The sequence below is a fragment of the Nostoc sp. genome (assembly GCF_036917235.1).
In the GTDB taxonomy this organism is placed as follows: domain Bacteria; phylum Cyanobacteriota; class Cyanobacteriia; order Cyanobacteriales; family Nostocaceae; genus Nostoc.
Genome location: NZ_JBALDU010000034.1, coordinates 1 through 17836, shown reverse-complemented (window position 1 = coordinate 17836; position 17836 = coordinate 1). Strand labels below are relative to the sequence as shown.

13 protein-coding genes and 1 pseudogene are annotated in these 17836 nt (G+C 39.8%); 5 read left to right on the top strand and 9 right to left on the bottom strand.

Annotation, left to right across the window (positions count from 1 at the left end):
* Window positions 1-179 precede the first annotated feature (179 nt).
* Window positions 180-3047, top strand: a complete 2868-nt coding sequence (locus tag V7K44_RS11535; RefSeq protein WP_334931510.1) for a hypothetical protein — start codon at window positions 180-182, stop codon at window positions 3045-3047.
* 162 nt (window positions 3048-3209) lie between these two features.
* Window positions 3210-4199, top strand: coding sequence for a DUF1350 family protein (locus V7K44_RS11530; protein ID WP_334931508.1), 990 nt, complete (start codon window positions 3210-3212; stop codon window positions 4197-4199).
* A gap of 113 nt (window positions 4200-4312) precedes the next feature.
* Here V7K44_RS11530 and argC read toward each other — a convergent pair whose 3' ends face one another.
* The 6 genes from argC to V7K44_RS11500 form a co-directional block, all read right to left on the bottom strand.
* Window positions 4313-5287: an N-acetyl-gamma-glutamyl-phosphate reductase gene (gene argC, locus V7K44_RS11525; protein WP_334931506.1), complete on the bottom strand. Its 975-nt coding sequence runs from the start codon at window positions 5285-5287 to the stop codon at window positions 4313-4315.
* An 84-nt stretch (window positions 5288-5371) separates the two neighbouring features.
* Complete coding sequence (gene glpK, locus V7K44_RS11520; RefSeq protein WP_334931687.1) at window positions 5372-6886, bottom strand: glycerol kinase GlpK; 1515 nt, start codon at window positions 6884-6886, stop codon at window positions 5372-5374.
* 1000 nt (window positions 6887-7886) lie between these two features.
* Window positions 7887-8090 (bottom strand): hypothetical protein, encoded by a 204-nt coding sequence (locus tag V7K44_RS11515; protein WP_334931504.1) that lies wholly within the window; start codon window positions 8088-8090, stop codon window positions 7887-7889.
* A 302-nt stretch (window positions 8091-8392) separates the two neighbouring features.
* Window positions 8393-8599, bottom strand: a complete 207-nt coding sequence (locus V7K44_RS11510) for a hypothetical protein (RefSeq protein ID WP_334931502.1) — start codon at window positions 8597-8599, stop codon at window positions 8393-8395.
* A 302-nt stretch (window positions 8600-8901) separates the two neighbouring features.
* A complete protein-coding gene (locus V7K44_RS11505) occupies window positions 8902-9099 on the bottom strand; it encodes a hypothetical protein (protein WP_334931500.1) in 198 nt (65 codons plus the stop codon).
* A 350-nt stretch (window positions 9100-9449) separates the two neighbouring features.
* On the bottom strand, window positions 9450-9656 hold the full coding sequence (locus V7K44_RS11500; protein ID WP_334931498.1) for a hypothetical protein: 207 nt from the start codon (window positions 9654-9656) through the stop codon (window positions 9450-9452).
* Window positions 9657-9740: 84 nt separating this feature from the next.
* Between V7K44_RS11500 and asnB the strand changes: the two genes are divergently transcribed.
* Window positions 9741-11624, top strand: a complete 1884-nt coding sequence (asnB, locus tag V7K44_RS11495) for an asparagine synthase (glutamine-hydrolyzing) (RefSeq protein WP_334931496.1) — start codon at window positions 9741-9743, stop codon at window positions 11622-11624.
* A 179-nt stretch (window positions 11625-11803) separates the two neighbouring features.
* On the opposite strand, the gene V7K44_RS11490 is transcribed toward asnB, so the two are convergent.
* From V7K44_RS11490 to V7K44_RS11480, 3 genes are all read right to left on the bottom strand, one after another.
* Window positions 11804-12973, bottom strand: a complete 1170-nt coding sequence (locus tag V7K44_RS11490) for a PAS domain S-box protein (protein ID WP_334931494.1) — start codon at window positions 12971-12973, stop codon at window positions 11804-11806.
* Between the two features lie 1208 nt (window positions 12974-14181).
* On the bottom strand, window positions 14182-15474 hold the full coding sequence (locus V7K44_RS11485) for a hypothetical protein (protein ID WP_334931492.1): 1293 nt from the start codon (window positions 15472-15474) through the stop codon (window positions 14182-14184).
* 458 nt (window positions 15475-15932) lie between these two features.
* The gene (locus V7K44_RS11480; protein WP_334931490.1) at window positions 15933-16370 is read right to left on the bottom strand and encodes a hypothetical protein; all 438 of its coding nucleotides are present in this window, start codon (window positions 16368-16370) and stop codon (window positions 15933-15935) included.
* Window positions 16371-16547: 177 nt separating this feature from the next.
* On the opposite strand from V7K44_RS11480, the gene V7K44_RS11475 reads away from it, so the two are divergent.
* Together V7K44_RS11475 and V7K44_RS11470 are read left to right on the top strand one after the other, a co-directional pair.
* Window positions 16548-16832, top strand: a complete 285-nt coding sequence (locus V7K44_RS11475; protein ID WP_334931487.1) for a hypothetical protein — start codon at window positions 16548-16550, stop codon at window positions 16830-16832.
* A gap of 305 nt (window positions 16833-17137) precedes the next feature.
* A pseudogene (locus V7K44_RS11470) lies at window positions 17138-17836 on the top strand (CHAT domain-containing protein); the annotation flags it as partial.

Here is a 17836-nt window from a genome sequence, read left to right as displayed (position 1 = left end):
TTCATTGCAACCTCTATATACGAATTTAACCTTTCCTCATGGGAATACTATTGTCGTAACGATTTTATTATTCGCTTTGAATCTAGTGGAAAAACTGTTCAATTTTTATTCTGGTCTTTGTATATTTATAAACTCAATATTATTACTTACATATTATGTATTTTTATTGGAACTAAATCATGAAATGTTTATTTAAGAAATTAAGAGCGATCGCCACAGTAAATATTGATGAAAATGATAGATTTTCTCTAGCTGTAGACAACTCAGTAAAAAAAACAATAGAAAAGCCATTAACTAGTAGGCGTCAAAAACTATGGCTGAGTAGCCTGGGCTTTTTTTTATATATTTTAGGGAATAGTATTCAACCTAGCTGGGCTGAAGGCAGCAAAGAGTTAGTTTCTGATGGCGGATACAGACCTTACCTGGAATGGTCAGATTTACTACTGGCAGGTATTGTTCGGAAAACCATACTCAAAGTTTATGTTCAACAAGGAGAAACTGTTAATCTTGGCTCTAGCGTGCATACTAGCTTTTCAGACCCACAAGATATTGTTTACCGCAGTCCCTTTGGTACTCAAAATAGCTCTTGTAATGTTCTAACTTCTGGTTTTGGTTTGATTGACACTGTTGCCAAAGAAACGGCCGGCCCTTTACCTAATGCTGGCGGCTATACCCCTTGTAGTTTCGTCGCTACAGAAACCGGTCTTTACGAAGTTGAATTTCATTCTCCAGATACAAGTGGTGCAAATAATCCACCAGCAAGAACGACAACGGCGGCATTTCCTACAGATGTTACTCAACGTTCGGGGGTGGCTGCTTGGGATATTACAGTTCGAGATAGTAACGGTGTCGCCAAAAAAGGGCGAGTATTTTCTAACTATATTGCTATGAATATGGGGGCAAATGCCAGTGGTGGTACTCCCGTAGCACTCAATTCTAAGCTTTATATTCAAACCAAAGATGGGTATCGTTACGAAACTGATATGAATGGAGTCGATCCCTTTGGCTTCATCTTTTTTGCTAATAACCGGGGATATCTTGATAAAACAAATAACAGCACTGTCTACCATTCTGCTGGCGGCGCTACTAATAATAATTTGATCTTTAGCGGCAATGTGCGAGTCCAAGACCCAAGTGTTGCTGATACATCAACAGATATTACCCACTTAGTTTTCTTCAATCGACCCGACACCGCAACCCTCAATGCTTTGAGTATTCCTATTGCAGCGACGATTCCCACAGTACCGACTTCGTTTAAATTCACTGGGGGTAATGGAGGTAGTGGGAACCAAACGTCTGTGGGTGTGGGAGGCAATTTTAGCTTTAGCGCTATCTCAACTGGTAGCTATCAAATAATTATTGACACCAACAATAATGGCATTTTTGACCCTAGTAGCGATAGAGTACTACAAAATGTGCTATCTGTTGGCTCAAATGTGGTGCTTTGGAATGGAAAGGATGCCAGTGGGACAAATCTCCTACCTCTACCAGGAAATGCACCATACAATGCCATAATCACAACACGTTCGGGTGAATATCACTTTCCCATGTTGGATGCTGAAAATAATCCGCTGGGGTTTAAAATCACAATGGAAAACTCTCCTGCTGCTTTTCCTAACCTTCTAGATGAAAATGGACAGCAGATTGGCTCGACTACCATTTATTACAATGACAGTAACTATACTACCGCTAATGGTACGACGATTAACTTAAATGGTACGGGAGCTACTAGCCCGCGTAATGCTGCTAGAGGGATCAATAGTGCGTTAGGAGAACATGAATTTAGTAGTAATTATGGTGACTTTAAGGGAATAGATACTTGGACATATTTCCCAAGTCAAGCAATCATGACTCCCTTGGTAATTACTACTAACACTCAAGCAAATGTCACAGGAACCAAATCTGTTCGCTTCCTCGCAGACAATGATAGTAGTGGAACAGTGACTGTAGGCGATCGCATCGAATATACCATCACTTATTCCAACCTGAATCCAGGTAATAGCAATGCAATTAACTTTGTCATTAACGACTCATTACCCTCACAGTTAACCTTTGTAAGTGCAGCAATTACTGCTGCAACTTCAGGCAATAATATCACAATCAATCCCAGTTACAACGGCGCTGGTGTTGTTGCTGTGACAAATTCTGGAACTCTCCGTGTAGGTGATACGATTACCATTAAAATTACTGCCACGATTAATAATGCCAATGGCGGTAATCCAATTAGTAATCAAGCAAATGCTACTTTTAACACACCTGATAATCCTACAGGAACTGTTGGCACGGTGTTCACAGATGCAGACTCTGCTGGCGCTACTAATAACCCACCGACTCTCGGTAATTCGTTCTTGCAAATTACTGATAACGGTGTAAATACTGGTAATAATCCTGCCAGTACCGCAGATGATGACCCCACTTTATTTACTGTATTAAATATTATTAGTTCTAACCCTAAATTGCTGTTAATTAAACGCATTACCCGCCTCAACAACCAAGATTTAACTGATATTGTGGATGGTCGCAGTGACGTTGCTACTAATGCTAGCAACTATGTACCAGAACCTTATGCTACTGATGATAGCGATCCTAAATGGCCTGTTGGCTACTTGCGAGGATTAATTAATGCTGGCACTGTCAAACCGGGAGATGAATTGGAATACACGATATATTTCCTTTCCAATGGTCTTGGTAATGCAACTAATGTGAAATTCTGTGACTTAGTTCCGACTAATGTTAGTTTGATTCCTACTGCTTTTAATGGCATGACTCCTAGTGATGGTGGCTTACCAGGAGCAGATCGAGGAATTGCCCTAGCTATTGGTTCTAATACACCTACGCTTTATCTCACTAATGTCGGAGATAGCGATCGCGGGTATTTTTATACAGCTAACGAATCAGGCACACCATCATACTGCGGTACTAACACCAATGGAGCAGTAGTGGTTAATATTACAGTCCCCAGTTTTCCTAATCTACCCGCAGCCACTGGATCTGGCACACCAGCTAATTCTTATGGTTTTGTCCGCTTCCGCGCTAAGGTGAAATAGTTTTAACCACCGCTAACTAGTGGAATTAAGGGCATTAGGAGAGTTCCGGCTGTTGGGTAACGAAGCGATCGCAGTTTTGTAAAAATATCTTTTGAATAATCCGAAAAGCAATAACTTCAGTTTGGAGATTCAGCATATACCTACAAATAAGTCATGGTAAATATGAATTTAAAACTGAGATTTAAACCAGTTTCTCACAGTTGGGTTGCTTTACATCCAAAGCCTAAAGGGGTAATTCAATTTATTGCTGGGGCTTTCTTTGGTACATTTAGTCCTATGTTTTTTTATCGTTATCTGCTTCAATCTCTATTTGAGCAGGGATATACAATTATTATTTTGCCATTTAATTTTACTTTTAACCATTATGTAGAAGCTGGTTTTCTCATGAGAGAACAGTATGAAATTCTGCCAGAGCTTGTGAAAATGGCAAGTGTTGCAGGATATGATTATGAAGCCTATCTAGATGATAAGAACTTTTCTTGGATTGGACATAGCCTTGGTTGTAAATATATCTCGCTGTTAGAAGGATTTACTGCTCTACCTCTAGATGTTCAAGATAGAGAGCAGTTTATTCGGAACCTGCTATCTAATACTTCCGATAAGTCAGAGATAGAAAGTGTGATTGCAGACATTAACATTCTCTTTGATGAACTAACGCGAAAAAGGGATGAAGTTAAAAAATTAATTTACACTTATGTGCATAAGAATATCAACATTAACGGCGTCTTCATTAAAGGACAGGTTTCTATCCTATTAGCACCTGCTGTTGCTGACACAGGGAGTGCAATTCGTCCTCAATTTTTAGCGGATATCATCGATAATCTTGGTTGGGGTGTGAAACCAACTGTTGAAGAAACCCAGCATTTAATCAAGGATAGTGGGCTATTTAATATCATGGGTTTAATCTGTTTCAAATCAGACAATATTGCTAAATCAACCTGTGAATGGTTTACTAATACTCTGCAAAAGCCACCTCAATATTTTCGGAAAACTGTAGCAGGTGGACATTTAAGACCTTTAGGTATTCAGTTGGCTAAGTATGTCGTTAATCTTTTTGATAAACCGTTAATTGAATCAGTTCAAGAGCGAAACAAAGCATTTGAGCATAGTGTAATTCAATTACTTGAGGAACTGAAAGAAAAATCAAGATAATGGTCATTGGGCACATGAGGCACAGAGGAAAAACTTACTGCAACTTCTCCTCTGCTCCCCTGCTCCTCTGCTCCCCTGCTCCTCTGCCCCCCTTCCCATTCCCTAACCCTTTTTCATGACAATCCCAACTCTTCTGGAAAACCGAGCATGATGTTTAGGTTTTGGACTGCGGCTCCTGATGCGCCTTTACCCAGATTGTCAAGACGAGCAACTAGCAATGCTTCTTTAGTGGTGTCATTGGCGAATACAAAAACCTGAACAATATTGGTATTATTCAGTGCGATTGCATCCAGAAATGTTCCGTCTCTCAGCAGTGTAGAATCTTGGAATGGAGCAACCTGCACGAACTTTTCACTTTGGTAATAGTCAGCGATCGCTTCATGAATAATCTTACCTGATGGTGGATTATCCAAAGTTCCCAGTGGTAAAGGTATCTGTACCAACATCCCCTGCTCAAAATCCCCCACGGCTGGTACGAACAGCGGCGGTGATGCTAACCCCGAATACTGATGCATTTCTTTGACGTGCTTATGCTCAAACTGCAAACCGTAGATGCCATAAGGGTAGAGCGACTCTGCCCCGGCTTGCTGTTCGTGGAAGGTATCATACTGTTTTATAAGATTCTTGCCGCCACCAGAGTAACCTGACACTGCATTAACGGTGATGGGAAAGTTACTGTTCAGGAGTCCTTTAACAATCAACGGACGGATACAAGCTAAAAATCCTGTGGGATAACAGCCCGGATTGCTGACAAACTGGGCGCTGGCGATTTTCTCTCGCTGTCCTGGATTTAGTTCAGGGAAGCCATATACCCAGTCTTTAGCGGTGCGATGAGCAGTGCTAGCATCAAGGATCTTAACCCTGGTATTACTGACTAAGCTAACAGCTTCGCGGGCTGCATCATCAGGCAGGCAGAGAATAATAACATCAACAGCATTGATTAGTTTAGTTCGCTCAGTTGCATCTTTACGTTTAGATGCTTCAATGCTAACTAACTCGATGTCATCACGCTGGTTCAGGCGTGAGTAAATTTGTAAGCCTGTGGTTCCCGATTCCCCATCAATGAAAATCTTCGGTTTAGTAGTCATGCGCTTTTTATTATATGAGAGTGATATTTTGACAAAGTAAGAGTTATTTTAACGATCAATCTTTTTAACTCGTTTTTGGATGGGCTACTCCTCCCAAGCTAGAGTACGTTTCACTGCTTTTTGCCAAGTACCAAATTTGGATAAGGGGAAATCACTCTTCGGCTCAAACACACGCTCAATTTGCCGTTGTTCTACCAGTGTTTCATAGCTCTCCCAAAATCCTACAGCTAAACCTGCCGCAAATGCTGCACCCTGAACGGTTGTATCGCGCATTATTGGACGTTCAACTGGAATACCTAAAACATCAGCTTGGAACTGCATCAAAAAATTATTCTCGCAAGCACCACCATCTACGGTTAATCGCCCAACTGGAATACTGCTAGATGCGTTAATTGCTTGCACCACCTCCAGAACTTGATAAGCGATCGCTTCCAACACAGCCCGAACTAGATGCTCTGGTTGTACACTGGCGGTAATGCCGAAAAAAGCTCCCCTGGCGCTCATATCCCAGTAGGGTGCGCCTAATCCACTAAATGCTGGCACAAAGTAGACTCCGCCATTATCTTTTACCTGATTGGCCATCGCTTCAGTTTCAGCAGCAGTTTTAATCAGCTTGAGGCGATCGCGCAACCATTGAATACAAGCACCACTAGTAAACATACTACCTTCTAAGGCATAGCCGACATCTAAAGTATTGCTGGTATTTGCTTGTGTCCATGCCACCGTTGAAATAAGTTGGTGGTGCGACCGCACAATTTCAGAACCTGTGTGAGCAACTAAAAAGCTACCAGTCCCGTAAGTACATTTCATCAAACCGGGGCGATCGCAGCCATGACCAAATAGAGCTGCTTGCTGATCTCCCAAGATGGCAGTAATGGGAATTTCAGCACCCAACAAAGTAGCATCAGTAACTCCAAATACTCCTAAACTCGGCTGAATCTGGGGCAAAATATAAGCCGGAATTTGAAATAGATTCAGTAAAGTCTCATCCCATTCACAGGTTTTGAGATTCATTAGCATTGTACGGCTGGCGTTGCTGTGGTCAGTAGCGTGGACTTTTCCACCTGTAAGATTCCACAGCACCCAGGTATCAATAGTACCTGTTAAGACATTATTCAGGTCAATATCAGTAACATTGTCTAATAGCCATCGGAGTTTGGTCGCAGAAAAGTAAGCATCAATGATTAATCCGGTGCGATCGTAAATTTCATCAGCGTAGCCTTGCTCTTGTAAATGGTGGCAAAGGGGAGCAGTGCGGCGATCTTGCCAGACGATCGCTCTATGGAGTGGTTTACCAGTAGTTTTGTCCCAAATCAAACAGGTTTCACGCTGTACAGTTAGTCCCAAAGCTGCGATCGCTGATGGCGTAATCTGGGCATTTACAATTGCGGTTTGCATCACCCAACAGGTATCCTGCCAGATTTGTAGAGGGTCATGTTCTAACCATCCTGGCTGAGGATAATACTGAGTTAATTCTTTATATGCTTGCCCAACAATCTTGCCGTCTGCGTTAAATACAAAGGCGCGGTTGCCTGTCGTACCTAAATCCAGTGCTAAAATGTAGCTCAATGATGGAGTTTTTTTGCCAAATGTGTGCATAGCCGCTTTTAATGTTGCGTAGGCGTAGCCCAACCTAAACATCGCGATTTTAGCAATACGCCCTCAATCACATATACATTATTTTGGGTACATTTTTAATTCGCTGTTTGGATAGCCTTACGTCTCTGTAAGTTTAAAAACGCTACATTTTTACTTAGCACAATGGGTATTGATGTCCGCCTCAAATCCTAGACCTTCACAACGTTGCTTTTAATTATGTGTAATTATATCAGCACAGTAAATCATTATCAAAATGCTGCGATCGCTAAAATATAGATTTAAGTAAAATGTATAAAATGTTCAGGCACTGCTGGGATTAAGAAAAGAATTAAAAATGTAGATTACAAGCCAATTTAGGCGAATTGTATTCTTAAGCCCAAATGAAGGACTGGTAAGGCTTATAGAAAACTTTTCGGTATACTGAATTTATTCAACACCAACTTCAAGGCGAAGTTTTTACAACACTCGAATCCAGATCGCGATCGCTTGCAACAAGGGAAGTGAAAAAATCACGCCATAACAAATCTGCTCGTTGTCATCTTACAATTTCATTCTTGAAGCCCTATTCTATGCAGCTTCATCTTAAATTGGTATAATACAACTTCATATTCGTTGTTTTTCTTGCTGCTGTTGAATTTGCGATCGCGTAAGTTTTTTAATCTTCATTGGTAGTTCCCTTTTTCTCAAATGGTACTAGTACTATGCAGCACAACAATTTTATTCAATAACAAATAATTAAATATCCCAAAGAAACGAACAAGAATTTGTTCAAGAAGTCAGAAAGCTTACTGGATAAGAGTTAAGACAACTTCATGACAAGTTGTCCATCAGTTCAAATGCTCCAAGTATGCTTGCTTGGACATCAGTATTTACGTTTATACAGATACAGCTAACAAAAGTTTACTGTAAGTATTTCTATCAAAGCAGCCAGCAATTCTTCTGAAGAAAAATTTGCTGGCTGGTTTTTAGATGATTGATGATAACCCTTACTTATCAGTTACTACGTTATTAATGGGGCAATAATTGGTTCTAGCCGAGTTACAACTTTCAGCACATCATCAACCCAACTACCACCCGCAATTTGCAACATCTCTTCATCGGATAGTTCCGAAATTTCTGAAATTTCGGAAAGTTCGTCTATTGATATTCGTTGTTTTTCTTGCTGCTGTTGAATTTGCGATCGCGTAAGTTTTTCAATCTTCATTGGTAGTTCCCTTTTTCTCGAATGGTACTAGTAATATACAGCACAACAATTTTATTCAATAACAAATAATTAAATATCCCAAAGAAACGAACAAGAATTTCTTTAAGAAGTCAGAAAGCTTACTGAACAAGAGTTAAGAAAACTTCATGACAAGTTGTCTATCAGCTCAAATGCTCCAAGTATGCTTGCTTGGACATCGGTATTTACGTTTATATAGATACAGCTAACAAAAGTTTTCTGTAAGTATTTCTATCAAAGCAGCCAGCAATTCTTCTAAAGAAAAATTTGCTGGCTGGTTTTTATTATCCAGTAAATAATGGGATAATAAGCGGTGCGTGGTCTTTTATAAGAGTCTCCAAATCAGCAACCCATCCACCACCCGCAATTTGCAACATTTCTTCATCGGAGAGTTCCGAAAATTCTGAAAGTTCTGAAAGTTCGTCTATTGATATTCGTTGTTTTTCTTGCTGCTGTTGAATTTGCGATCGCGTAAGTTTTTCAATCTTCATTGGTAGTTCCCTTTTTCTCAAACGGTACTAGTAATATACAGCACAACAATTTTATTCAATAACAAATAATTAAATATCCCAAAGAAACGAACAAGAATTTGTTCAAGAAGTCAAAAAGCTTACTGGACAAGAGTTAAGACAACTCCATGACAAGTTGTCCATCAGTTCAAATGCTCCAAGTATGTTTGCTTGGATATCCTTATTTACGTATATACAAATACAGCTAACAAAAGTGTACTGCAAGTATTTCTATCAAAGCAGCCAGCAATTCTTCTAAAGAAAAATTTGCTGGCTGGTTTTTATTATACAACTATTGGTCCTACCACCTTTTCAACATTCAGCACCTTATCAAGCCAAAGCCAACCACCACCCGCAATTTGCAACATTTCTTCATCGGAGAGTTCCGAAATTTCTGGAAGTTCTGAAAGTTCGTCTATTGATATTCGTTGTTTTTCTTGCTCCTGTTGGATTTGCAATCCCGTAACTTTTTCAATCTTCATTGATAGTTCCCTTTTTCTCAAACGCTACTAGTAATATACAGTACAACAGTTTTATTCAATAACAAATAATTAAATATCCCAAAGAAACGAACAAGAATTTCTTTAAGAAGTCAGAAAGCTTACTGGACAAAAGTTAAGACAACTTCATGACAAGTTGTTCATCAGTTCAAATGCTCCAAGTATGCTTGCTTGGACATCGGTATTTAAGTTTATATAGATACAGCTAACAAAAGTTTTCTGTAAGTATTTCTATCAAACCAGCCAGCAAATTTTTCTTTAGAAGAATTGCTGACTGGTTTTTAGATGATTCATGATAACCCTTAATTATCAGTTAATGCTTTGGGAAAAGTTTAAGCAGTAATTAATGGGATAACAAGTGGTTCTAGCTTAGTTACAACTTTCAGCACATCATCAACCCAACTACCACCCGCAATTTGCAACATCTCTTCATCAGATAGTTCCGAAATTTCTGAAACTTCTGAAACTTCGTCTGTTGATATTCGTTGTTTTTCTTGCTCCTGTTGGATTTGCAATCCCGTAACTTCTTCAATCTTCATTGGTAGTTCCCTTTTTCTCAAACAGTACGAGTATACTATACAACAAAAGTTAACAAAGCGAGTCAAAAAAAAGGTAGGTAAGTAATGTGTGGATTTGCAGGTTTCGTAACTAGTGGAGATCAGTTGTACCAGAATGCCCAACGCCTTAATATTTTGACCAAAATGAGCGAGCAATTGTCTCTTCGGGGTCCAGATGACGAGCAGTTGTTTGACAGTGAGCGCTTATCTATAGTATTTAGACGGTTATCAATCATAGACGTTGCAGGAGGAAAGCAGCCAATTTGGAATAAACAGCAAACGATATTCGTAGTCTGTAACGGGGAAATTTATAATTACAAAGAGTTACGCTCACAGTTGGACTCTAAGTATGATTTTTGCAGTCATTCCGATGCAGAAGTGGTTTTACACTTGTATACAGAATGCGGTATAAAAGCACTTCAGCAGTTGAATGGCATGTTTGCACTTGCCATTTGGGATACCCAAAGGCAAGAATTAGTTTTGGCACGCGATCGCCTGGGTATTAAACCGTTGTACTATTGTCAAGTCGGCTCGCAACTCATATTTGGCTCGACATTAACATCGTTGTTAGTACATCCAGATGCTCCTAACAAACCCCAATGGCAGGATAAAACAAATTTAAGTGCATCTACATCCTATGTTAAAGGAATCAAAAGATTACCAGGCGGACATTATTTAACCTGCAACCTTGAACAAGGGACTGTTGATGTAAACTGCTATTGGGAATTGAGTAACTATTTCGTAACACAGAGCGAACAAGACCATCATTCACCCCAAGATTACATTACAGAGTACCGCGAACTGTTTGCTGACAGTGTGAAAAAACAACTGATGAGTGATGTACCTGTGGGAGCTTTTTTGAGCGGTGGTCTTGATTCGAGTGCGATTGTAGCAGCCGCAAGTCAATACAAAAAAGATTTACATTGTTTTACAATGGTTTCTGATTTTTCCTTAGAGGTTGGAGATGTCCAAATAGCGCGTGACCTGTGTGATTATCTCAACTTACCCTTTCATCCTGTTTGGTTTGACCCAGAGAAAATTCTTGAGAACATCAATTTTTCTTTAGAAAAATTTGAATATTTTATTTGGTTAGTAGATGCTCCGGTATTTTATATAGAATTAATGTTAAAGCATGAGCTTCACCGTTATGCCAAAACTTTGATACCTGATTTGAAGGTGATTTTGTTAGGACAGGGTTCTGATGAATTTGCCGGAGGTTATTCAACTCCAGAAGACTTTCCCCAATCAAACTGGAATAGTTTCAGCAGTAATTTGACTCAATCAGAGCAAACCTTAAGTCAAATCAAAAAGCCGACGAGCTTAAAAGATGGGTCATATCTGTTTGACTTCTGGGGAGAGGAGTCAATATCTTTACCATCAGAGTGTACTGCTTTTCAAAGAGAAATGTCACGGCGCATCCTAATGCTACAACAATACAATCTCTGGCACGAAGACAGAAGCTCTTCTGGTCAAGGTATCGAAGCTCGCGTTCCTTTTTTGGATCATCGTCTGGTAGAATACTTGGCAGCAATTCCACCCAGTATGCAACAAACCCTATTTTGGGATAAGAAAATTATCCGAGAAATGGCAAGACAATGGTTACCAGACAACTTAGCATACCGGAAAAAATCTTACGGAATGGAACCGCTTGGCTGGCACAGAATTAAGTATAAAATGTTGGTAGCGATTTTTGATAAGTTTCAGGAAAAATATCAAGCGTTAAGCGGCTTTGATAATTTTCAGCTAATTAAATCTAATTTGCAACCCTGGTTCGCTGAAGCGTCGGTCAATGATAAACAGGGAATTGCTACTACAAATAAATTGTTAGATGCGATGGTAATGATGGTATTTAAAAACCTTTGTTTGAATCGTTGCTCTTCGGTTTCAATTGGTGATTTCAAAGAGCGATCGCCGTTACAGGAACTTCATAGCTTTGACTGTGTATCTTAACTTTCATATGCTCATTGGGGGTGTTTATAGCCGGGGCGATTTGGTCATGGTGCTACTTCAATTATTCCTCAATTTGGCCTGGATACATCAGCCATGTTTTTGCAGATATAGCAATTTTCCTGATTGGCTGGCAACTTATCTTTGCTTAAGAAAAATATAATTAATCTACAGCGAACTAATTAATCAACATCTCTCAAGATAATATGTTTTTTAAAATCGAAACTGATTATACCTTCTTCTTGTAATTTACCCATCAATCGTGTAATTGTTACCCTGGTGGTGCAGCAAGCGCTAGCAAAATCTTCGTGAGTAAAACGAACACTTAGGCGAGTTCCCTCTGGTACAGTTTCACCCACTTCTCGTTTCAAAAGTTGTAATAGGTGGTGCAAGCGTTCTTGTACCCGCCGTCTTCCACAAATGACCAAAAAAGATTCTGTTTGCTGTAATCGCTGATTAATTTTTGGTAAAAGCGTATGGCTTAGTGTTGGAGAAGCTGCTATCTCTGCCACGTAAATTGACACCAACTCAACATCAGCGAGGGCTGTTGCTTGGTAAATGTTTAAAGATGTCAAACTAGAGCCAAAAACCATTCCTGCCGTTGCCAATCCTATCAGCACTTCTTCACCCGTTTCACAGTAGGTACTGAGTTTGACCAAACCCTGAGAAACATACAAAATTACTAATGGATTGAGAGGAATAGTTTCTCCTTTAGAATATTTATCCACGAGACGATTATTGAAGAGGTCGCTGTCATTCTTAACTACTGCTGATTCTACTCGTTTACGTTCAGTTATATTACGTACTACCCAGCGTAGAGACGTTGCTTTCCCCTGCGGATTGCGGGTAACTGCCACTGTCAAAGCTGCATCAAAAAACTCACCATGACGTTGTTGCAAGCGTATCAATAGCTCTCTAGCTCTGTCTGATTGTGATAGCTGAATGAGTTCGCTGCGAAGGTGCTGACGTTCTTCTAGAGGGACGAAGCTAATCATTGGTTTGCCCACTATCAATTGCTTTGAAACATTAAGTAACTTAGCTGCGGTGAAGTTAGCTTCTTGAATGATTCCTTCTGTATTAGTCACTAAATAGCCGTCGGGTGCCAACTCGAATAAATCTTGGTAGTGTTGGCGTTCTGTTTCTAGCCAATTTCGTGTTTTTACTAGTTCCTCGTTTTGCTGATAAAGATCCTCCGCCGCTAACTGTGCTATTTTTGAGGTGTTATAGAGTTCCTTGAAAGCTTGCGGCAGCAGATCCGAGGAAATCCAAGGTAGTACACTAGCAGTTTCGTATAAATCTGCTAAACGCTTGTGCAATACTTCTGTACGTTGGATAAATTTTTCTATGTTCACCTTAAATCCCGGCTACTTGCTTGCAAAGGTTGAGCAAAAAAATCTACTAGGTAAATCCTTAAAAAAATTGCACCATTCCTAATTTTATTGAGTGATAAATTTAACTGGTTGTAAACTGCAATTTTCATGTAATTGAACTTATAAAACTACGTTTATTTGAGGTTTTCGACAATTTCTATCCCACAGTTGCTACAGATGGGCTAGTTTTTAAATGACACGTTTAGCATTCAACCTAGATGCTCAAAGTAAATTGAATCTAGCAAATTATAAAGTGTCCATTGATAACTGTTGCCACCCAGATATTTTTTTACAAAGAATTTTACGGTATTTTGCTAAGTATTACTTCTACCTTTGGTGAGAAAACTCTGTAAACTCAGCTAAGGGACTTCCAACAAATAAATTATCCAATCTTGTGGGGTGGACATCTTGTCCGCCCAAGGCTTGGGGCGGGCGAGACGCCCACCCCACAATAAGTAGTTAAGTATTTTTTTATTTGGAGTTCCCTAAATACGAGCGCCAAATCTCCCGTTCTAAGATTATGCTAATTTTTGACTAAACTGATAAGCCAGTCAAAATAATCGCTAGCTAGCAAAGAAATTAGATAAGATATCACAGTCGGAAAACTCTGCATCTCAACTTTAATTTCTTATTATCATTGTTTAATCCGTTTTGTCATTCCCCCAATGAATGATTTAGTGCTAATGATAATTGTTTCGATTATTACTAAGAATAACTGATAAGACTTTCCCAAACTTCCATCACAAGAATCAAGGCAATACTACTAAAGGCATAAAATATAAGTTAAGTTTGTTTGTGATTCTGAATACGTTGTCTATTAATAAAATTCACAACAAGATTCCCCAAGTTATTTAAGGAGTTGGGAACTAAAGCCTTTCGATTTTCAAATTCATTGTGTGACTATCTGGCACAGGTAACGAATAAAACTAGTGAGAACAAGCAATAGTCGAACTCGTATATTTAGAATTGCCAAGATAAATATTAATAAGTTAAAAATATTTGTATACAAAAACACGTATTAACTTAATAATTATCCGCCTCTTTAGTTAGAGGATAAATGAAGTAGTAAGCTGGTGTAATTTAACAATGCGTAACAGCTAATCAACGCGCAAGTTATGAGGAGTGATGGGTGAGGTGTCAATGCTATAAAATCTCATCACTCCTTTTTACTTACATCAGTTTATGAGCTACTAACGAATGCCATCATTATCAATGGCGCTGTAGCTATTGCTGGGGAAAAGCCCGAACCAAGGGTCAGAACTAGGAGTTAAAAATAGTTGGGCGTATACTTGTTCGTTGAGCGCTTCCACACTCCTTGTTCGCTTACCCTGCATAAACCATTGATGAATTTGGCTGTGCAGCATATATTCATTTCTGACTGTATCTAAAGCCATTGTGGCTTCAAAATTTTTCACTATTATCGGCAAATTATCTTCTTGAGTGTTGGTAGACGGAGACTTTTTAGCTCTGATTAGAGAAATGCTGTTTCCATCTAGCTTGACATCGGCGGCATAGAGTTGAGCGATTTTGTTCCAAACTTTCTCGTTAGTAATTTCAGCTAGGGCGTTTTGATTTCGTTCAGCACCAGACTGGAGAGCAGTTAGCATTGGCGTTTCAACTCTCATTTTAGAAACAGCTAGAGAGCTTGCTATTTCTGCTGTCGGTGGTTGAGTGGGATTGCTGGGAATTTCTACCAACTTAGGGGGAGACTGGATACCCAGGCGGGATAAATCTGCAACCCATTGGGCTTGGATAGAATTTAAGCGATCGCTGTGGTATTTTCTTAAATAAGACTCGCGATCGCTTGGTGTAAGTTTACTGTAATTTTTTACTGCTAATTCAGCCTGCTGTAGCTGTCGCAAAAACGCTTTGGGACTATATAATCCTGGAATAGCATCAATTGGACGACCCGATGCATCCAATACATAATGAATGCTATTGCCTGTAATCGTTCGCTCCAACTTGCGTCCGTCGCCAAAATCAATAGTTACTTTGGGTACAGCGCGCACTGATTGCCAATGCAAAATAAAGTGGTCTTGAAGCAGTTTAGAAATTTCAACATTCGGATACAGCGCTACCCTGAAGAATCTACTATTAGCACAACTCAAATCTTGATCCAGCCTGCCCAATAACCGCAGAGATAGAATGGGTTTACCACTGGTTCTAGCAGCAGCTTTGGCTTGTTCTATATCAGTGTACCAGTACAAACGAGATGCGTAACAGTCCCGTTGTTGACAAAGTTCATCTAAAGCTAGCCTAAGTACAGGGGAAGGTAGAACTGCTCCTGAAGAAGCGGTATTTAACGTATTAGCATGGGATTTAAGAAATACTTCTAACCCTTTTGGGCCCTGTTTCCGAAGTACAGAAACTTCTTGAGATAGCTTGGAGGTTTCAGCTACAGGAGTTTGAGCATCAGCTATCTGCAAAAAACCGAAGCTGACTAGGATGAGTGCGAAAGGATATTTGCAGGTTCTAAATTTCATATATTTTCAGATATTTTCAAGAAAAATAGGGGGTGTGAGTGGGGAGCATCCGGTTTTGGCAACAACAAACAGAAAAAATTTGGTTGATACTCTTAACATTCCACTGTAAGCCAGAAATTTTAATCCTAGCGTTTACAGCAGTTTTGATGTATTTAAACCTTCTCGTTTGGATGCAATACATTTTGACCTCTCTACAAACCTCTCTTTTAAAAGGAGAGAAGCTTTGATGCTCACTCCCCAACGCTAGCTCTTAAGGGGCTGGGGGTTAGGTCTGTATTTCGCGCAATTGAGAACCGTCGCCACTATAAAATGTATATGGATTAAAAGTAGGTTGGGTTAAGGCTTTGCAAAACCCAACAACACGCTCCATGTTGGGTTTCCTTACGTACGTCAACCCAACTTACATTTAATGCACCCATTTAGGCTTGACACCGCACTAGATTTATGGAAAAAGTGGATTATTGCAGCACAGGAGTTGTGCCGTTACCGTTAGTTGACGCATTTGCAATTGCAGCTTGAGCAGGTTGAGTGGGAAGAACCGCTACAACTGGAGCAACTTTTGAACTAGATTTTTTATTTCTTTTTCCATTAGAGCCGCCAGCTTTGGAATACTGTATACTATTTCTGCCGTAGACAGTTGCAACTCCACTTAGCATTCGTTCAGACATTTCGGAGAGGGCTTTATCCATCTGGGTTATTGTTTTACGCGATTCTTCAAGATTGGACACAAGCGTGTTATGAGCTTCTAATGTTGCACGGGTAGTGTTGATCAGGTGGTTGTAGACTTCAATGGTTAATCCATGTCCTAAATCCAGATTTTCATCAACGGATTTAAGCAAGGCGAGACGAAGTTGGGCTTTGTCAACAGCAGCAGAACTACGAGTTCTTAAAGACATGAGATATCCTTTTGTTTAAGAATTCCTTTTTCAACATAGTGGAGTATCCTTTTGCCTGAGATGGGTAGTTTTGTGGATTTATTTCATTAAAACTTCAACAAAATAATTACGAGTTTATCTGTATTTTTACTCATTTTTTATATCTATTTGTTGTTTGAAAATAAGTGCAATCAGCAAATGCGAACGCCAAATCAACAAATGCGATCGCCAAATCAACAAATGCGATCGCCAAATCAACAAATGCGATCGCCAAATCAACAAATGCGATCGCCAAATCAACAAATGCGAACCCCGAATCAACAAATGCGATCGCCATATCAGCAAATGCGAACCCCGAATCAACAAATGCGATCGCCAAATCAACAAATGCGAACTCCAAATCAGCAAATGCGAACGCCAAATCAGCAAATGCGAACGCTAAATCAACAAATGCGATCGCCTAATAGGTTGTTTGAAAAGTAATTAGCTGTGATTTTATGCACTTGTTGATCCCTCCTAACCCCCCTTAAAAAGGGGGGAACCGGAATCAAAGTCCCCCTTTTTAAGGGGGATTTAGGGGGATCTAAAACCTTTTACTACCAACAAGATGACTTTTAAAACATCCTTTGAGGATACAAGTTGCATTTGTAGCCATCGCAATTACATTAAAAATGACAAAATCTCGATTCAGAAAATTGTAGCGACTGGCAACTTTGTGTCTAATTTTTCAGAAATTGAGGATAATACTGTTGAAGCTTCATCAAGATGCGTCTAACTCACACCTGCTCATGAATGAACAGCGCCTACAAGCTTATAATCAGCTAATTCAAACCCTGCTAAGTTGCCCTAGCGGGGAAGAACCAGAGATATTAGCAGCGAATACAGAATTGCTAGATGCTGACTTTGTGCAGGTTGTTGTAGCAGCAGCAGAGCATTTTGCCGAGCAGGGAGAGGAAAATACTGCAAACTGGTTGAGAAATCTAGCAACATATCTCACCTCAGAAACTCCCCCCATCACCGAAGAAGATATAGAGACTTACTTGCAATTTTTACTAGAAATACTGCAAGCAACAGCAGAAAGCAACGGCGATGCTCAAGTAATTTACCCATTACTGGCAGCTAATACCGATAAACTCAATGATATTTTTGCTCAATTATTGCGTCATTGGGCAACAAATACCCTAACAGAAGCGGAACCAGATGCAGCAACATCCATCGCCGCAGTAATTGGTAATTTTAGTAATCTGATTCAGCAGTTCCCTTTGGGTAGCAAAGCCAACAACATGGAAATTGCTATTACTGGCTATGAAATCGCCCTGACTGTATATACCCGCAGCGCCTTTCCTGTTGATTGGGCAATGACGCAAAATAATCTGGGGGCTGCTTACGATGACAGAATATTTGGAGAACGAGCCGAGAATATTGAATTTGCGATCGCTGCTTATTCTGCTGCACTCGAAGTTAGAACCCGCAGCGCCTTTCCGGAA

What these genes read in the sequence shown, in the direction of transcription:
- V7K44_RS11535 (WP_334931510.1), top strand. Translation starts at nt 180, where the DNA reads ATGAAATGTTTATTTAAGAAATTAAGAGCGATCGCCACAGTAAATATT.
- V7K44_RS11530 (WP_334931508.1), top strand. Translation starts at nt 3,210, where the DNA reads ATGAATTTAAAACTGAGATTTAAACCAGTTTCTCACAGTTGGGTTGCT.
- argC (WP_334931506.1), bottom strand. Translation starts at nt 5,287, where the DNA reads ATGACTACTAAACCGAAGATTTTCATTGATGGGGAATCGGGAACCACA.
- glpK (WP_334931687.1), bottom strand. Translation starts at nt 6,886, where the DNA reads ATGCACACATTTGGCAAAAAAACTCCATCATTGAGCTACATTTTAGCA.
- V7K44_RS11515 (WP_334931504.1), bottom strand. Translation starts at nt 8,090, where the DNA reads ATGAAGATTGAAAAACTTACGCGATCGCAAATTCAACAGCAGCAAGAA.
- V7K44_RS11510 (WP_334931502.1), bottom strand. Translation starts at nt 8,599, where the DNA reads ATGAAGATTGAAAAACTTACGCGATCGCAAATTCAACAGCAGCAAGAA.
- V7K44_RS11505 (WP_334931500.1), bottom strand. Translation starts at nt 9,099, where the DNA reads ATGAAGATTGAAAAAGTTACGGGATTGCAAATCCAACAGGAGCAAGAA.
- V7K44_RS11500 (WP_334931498.1), bottom strand. Translation starts at nt 9,656, where the DNA reads ATGAAGATTGAAGAAGTTACGGGATTGCAAATCCAACAGGAGCAAGAA.
- asnB (WP_334931496.1), top strand. Translation starts at nt 9,741, where the DNA reads ATGTGTGGATTTGCAGGTTTCGTAACTAGTGGAGATCAGTTGTACCAG.
- V7K44_RS11485 (WP_334931492.1), bottom strand. Translation starts at nt 15,474, where the DNA reads ATGAAATTTAGAACCTGCAAATATCCTTTCGCACTCATCCTAGTCAGC.
- V7K44_RS11480 (WP_334931490.1), bottom strand. Translation starts at nt 16,370, where the DNA reads ATGTCTTTAAGAACTCGTAGTTCTGCTGCTGTTGACAAAGCCCAACTT.
- V7K44_RS11475 (WP_334931487.1), top strand. Translation starts at nt 16,548, where the DNA reads ATGCGAACGCCAAATCAACAAATGCGATCGCCAAATCAACAAATGCGA.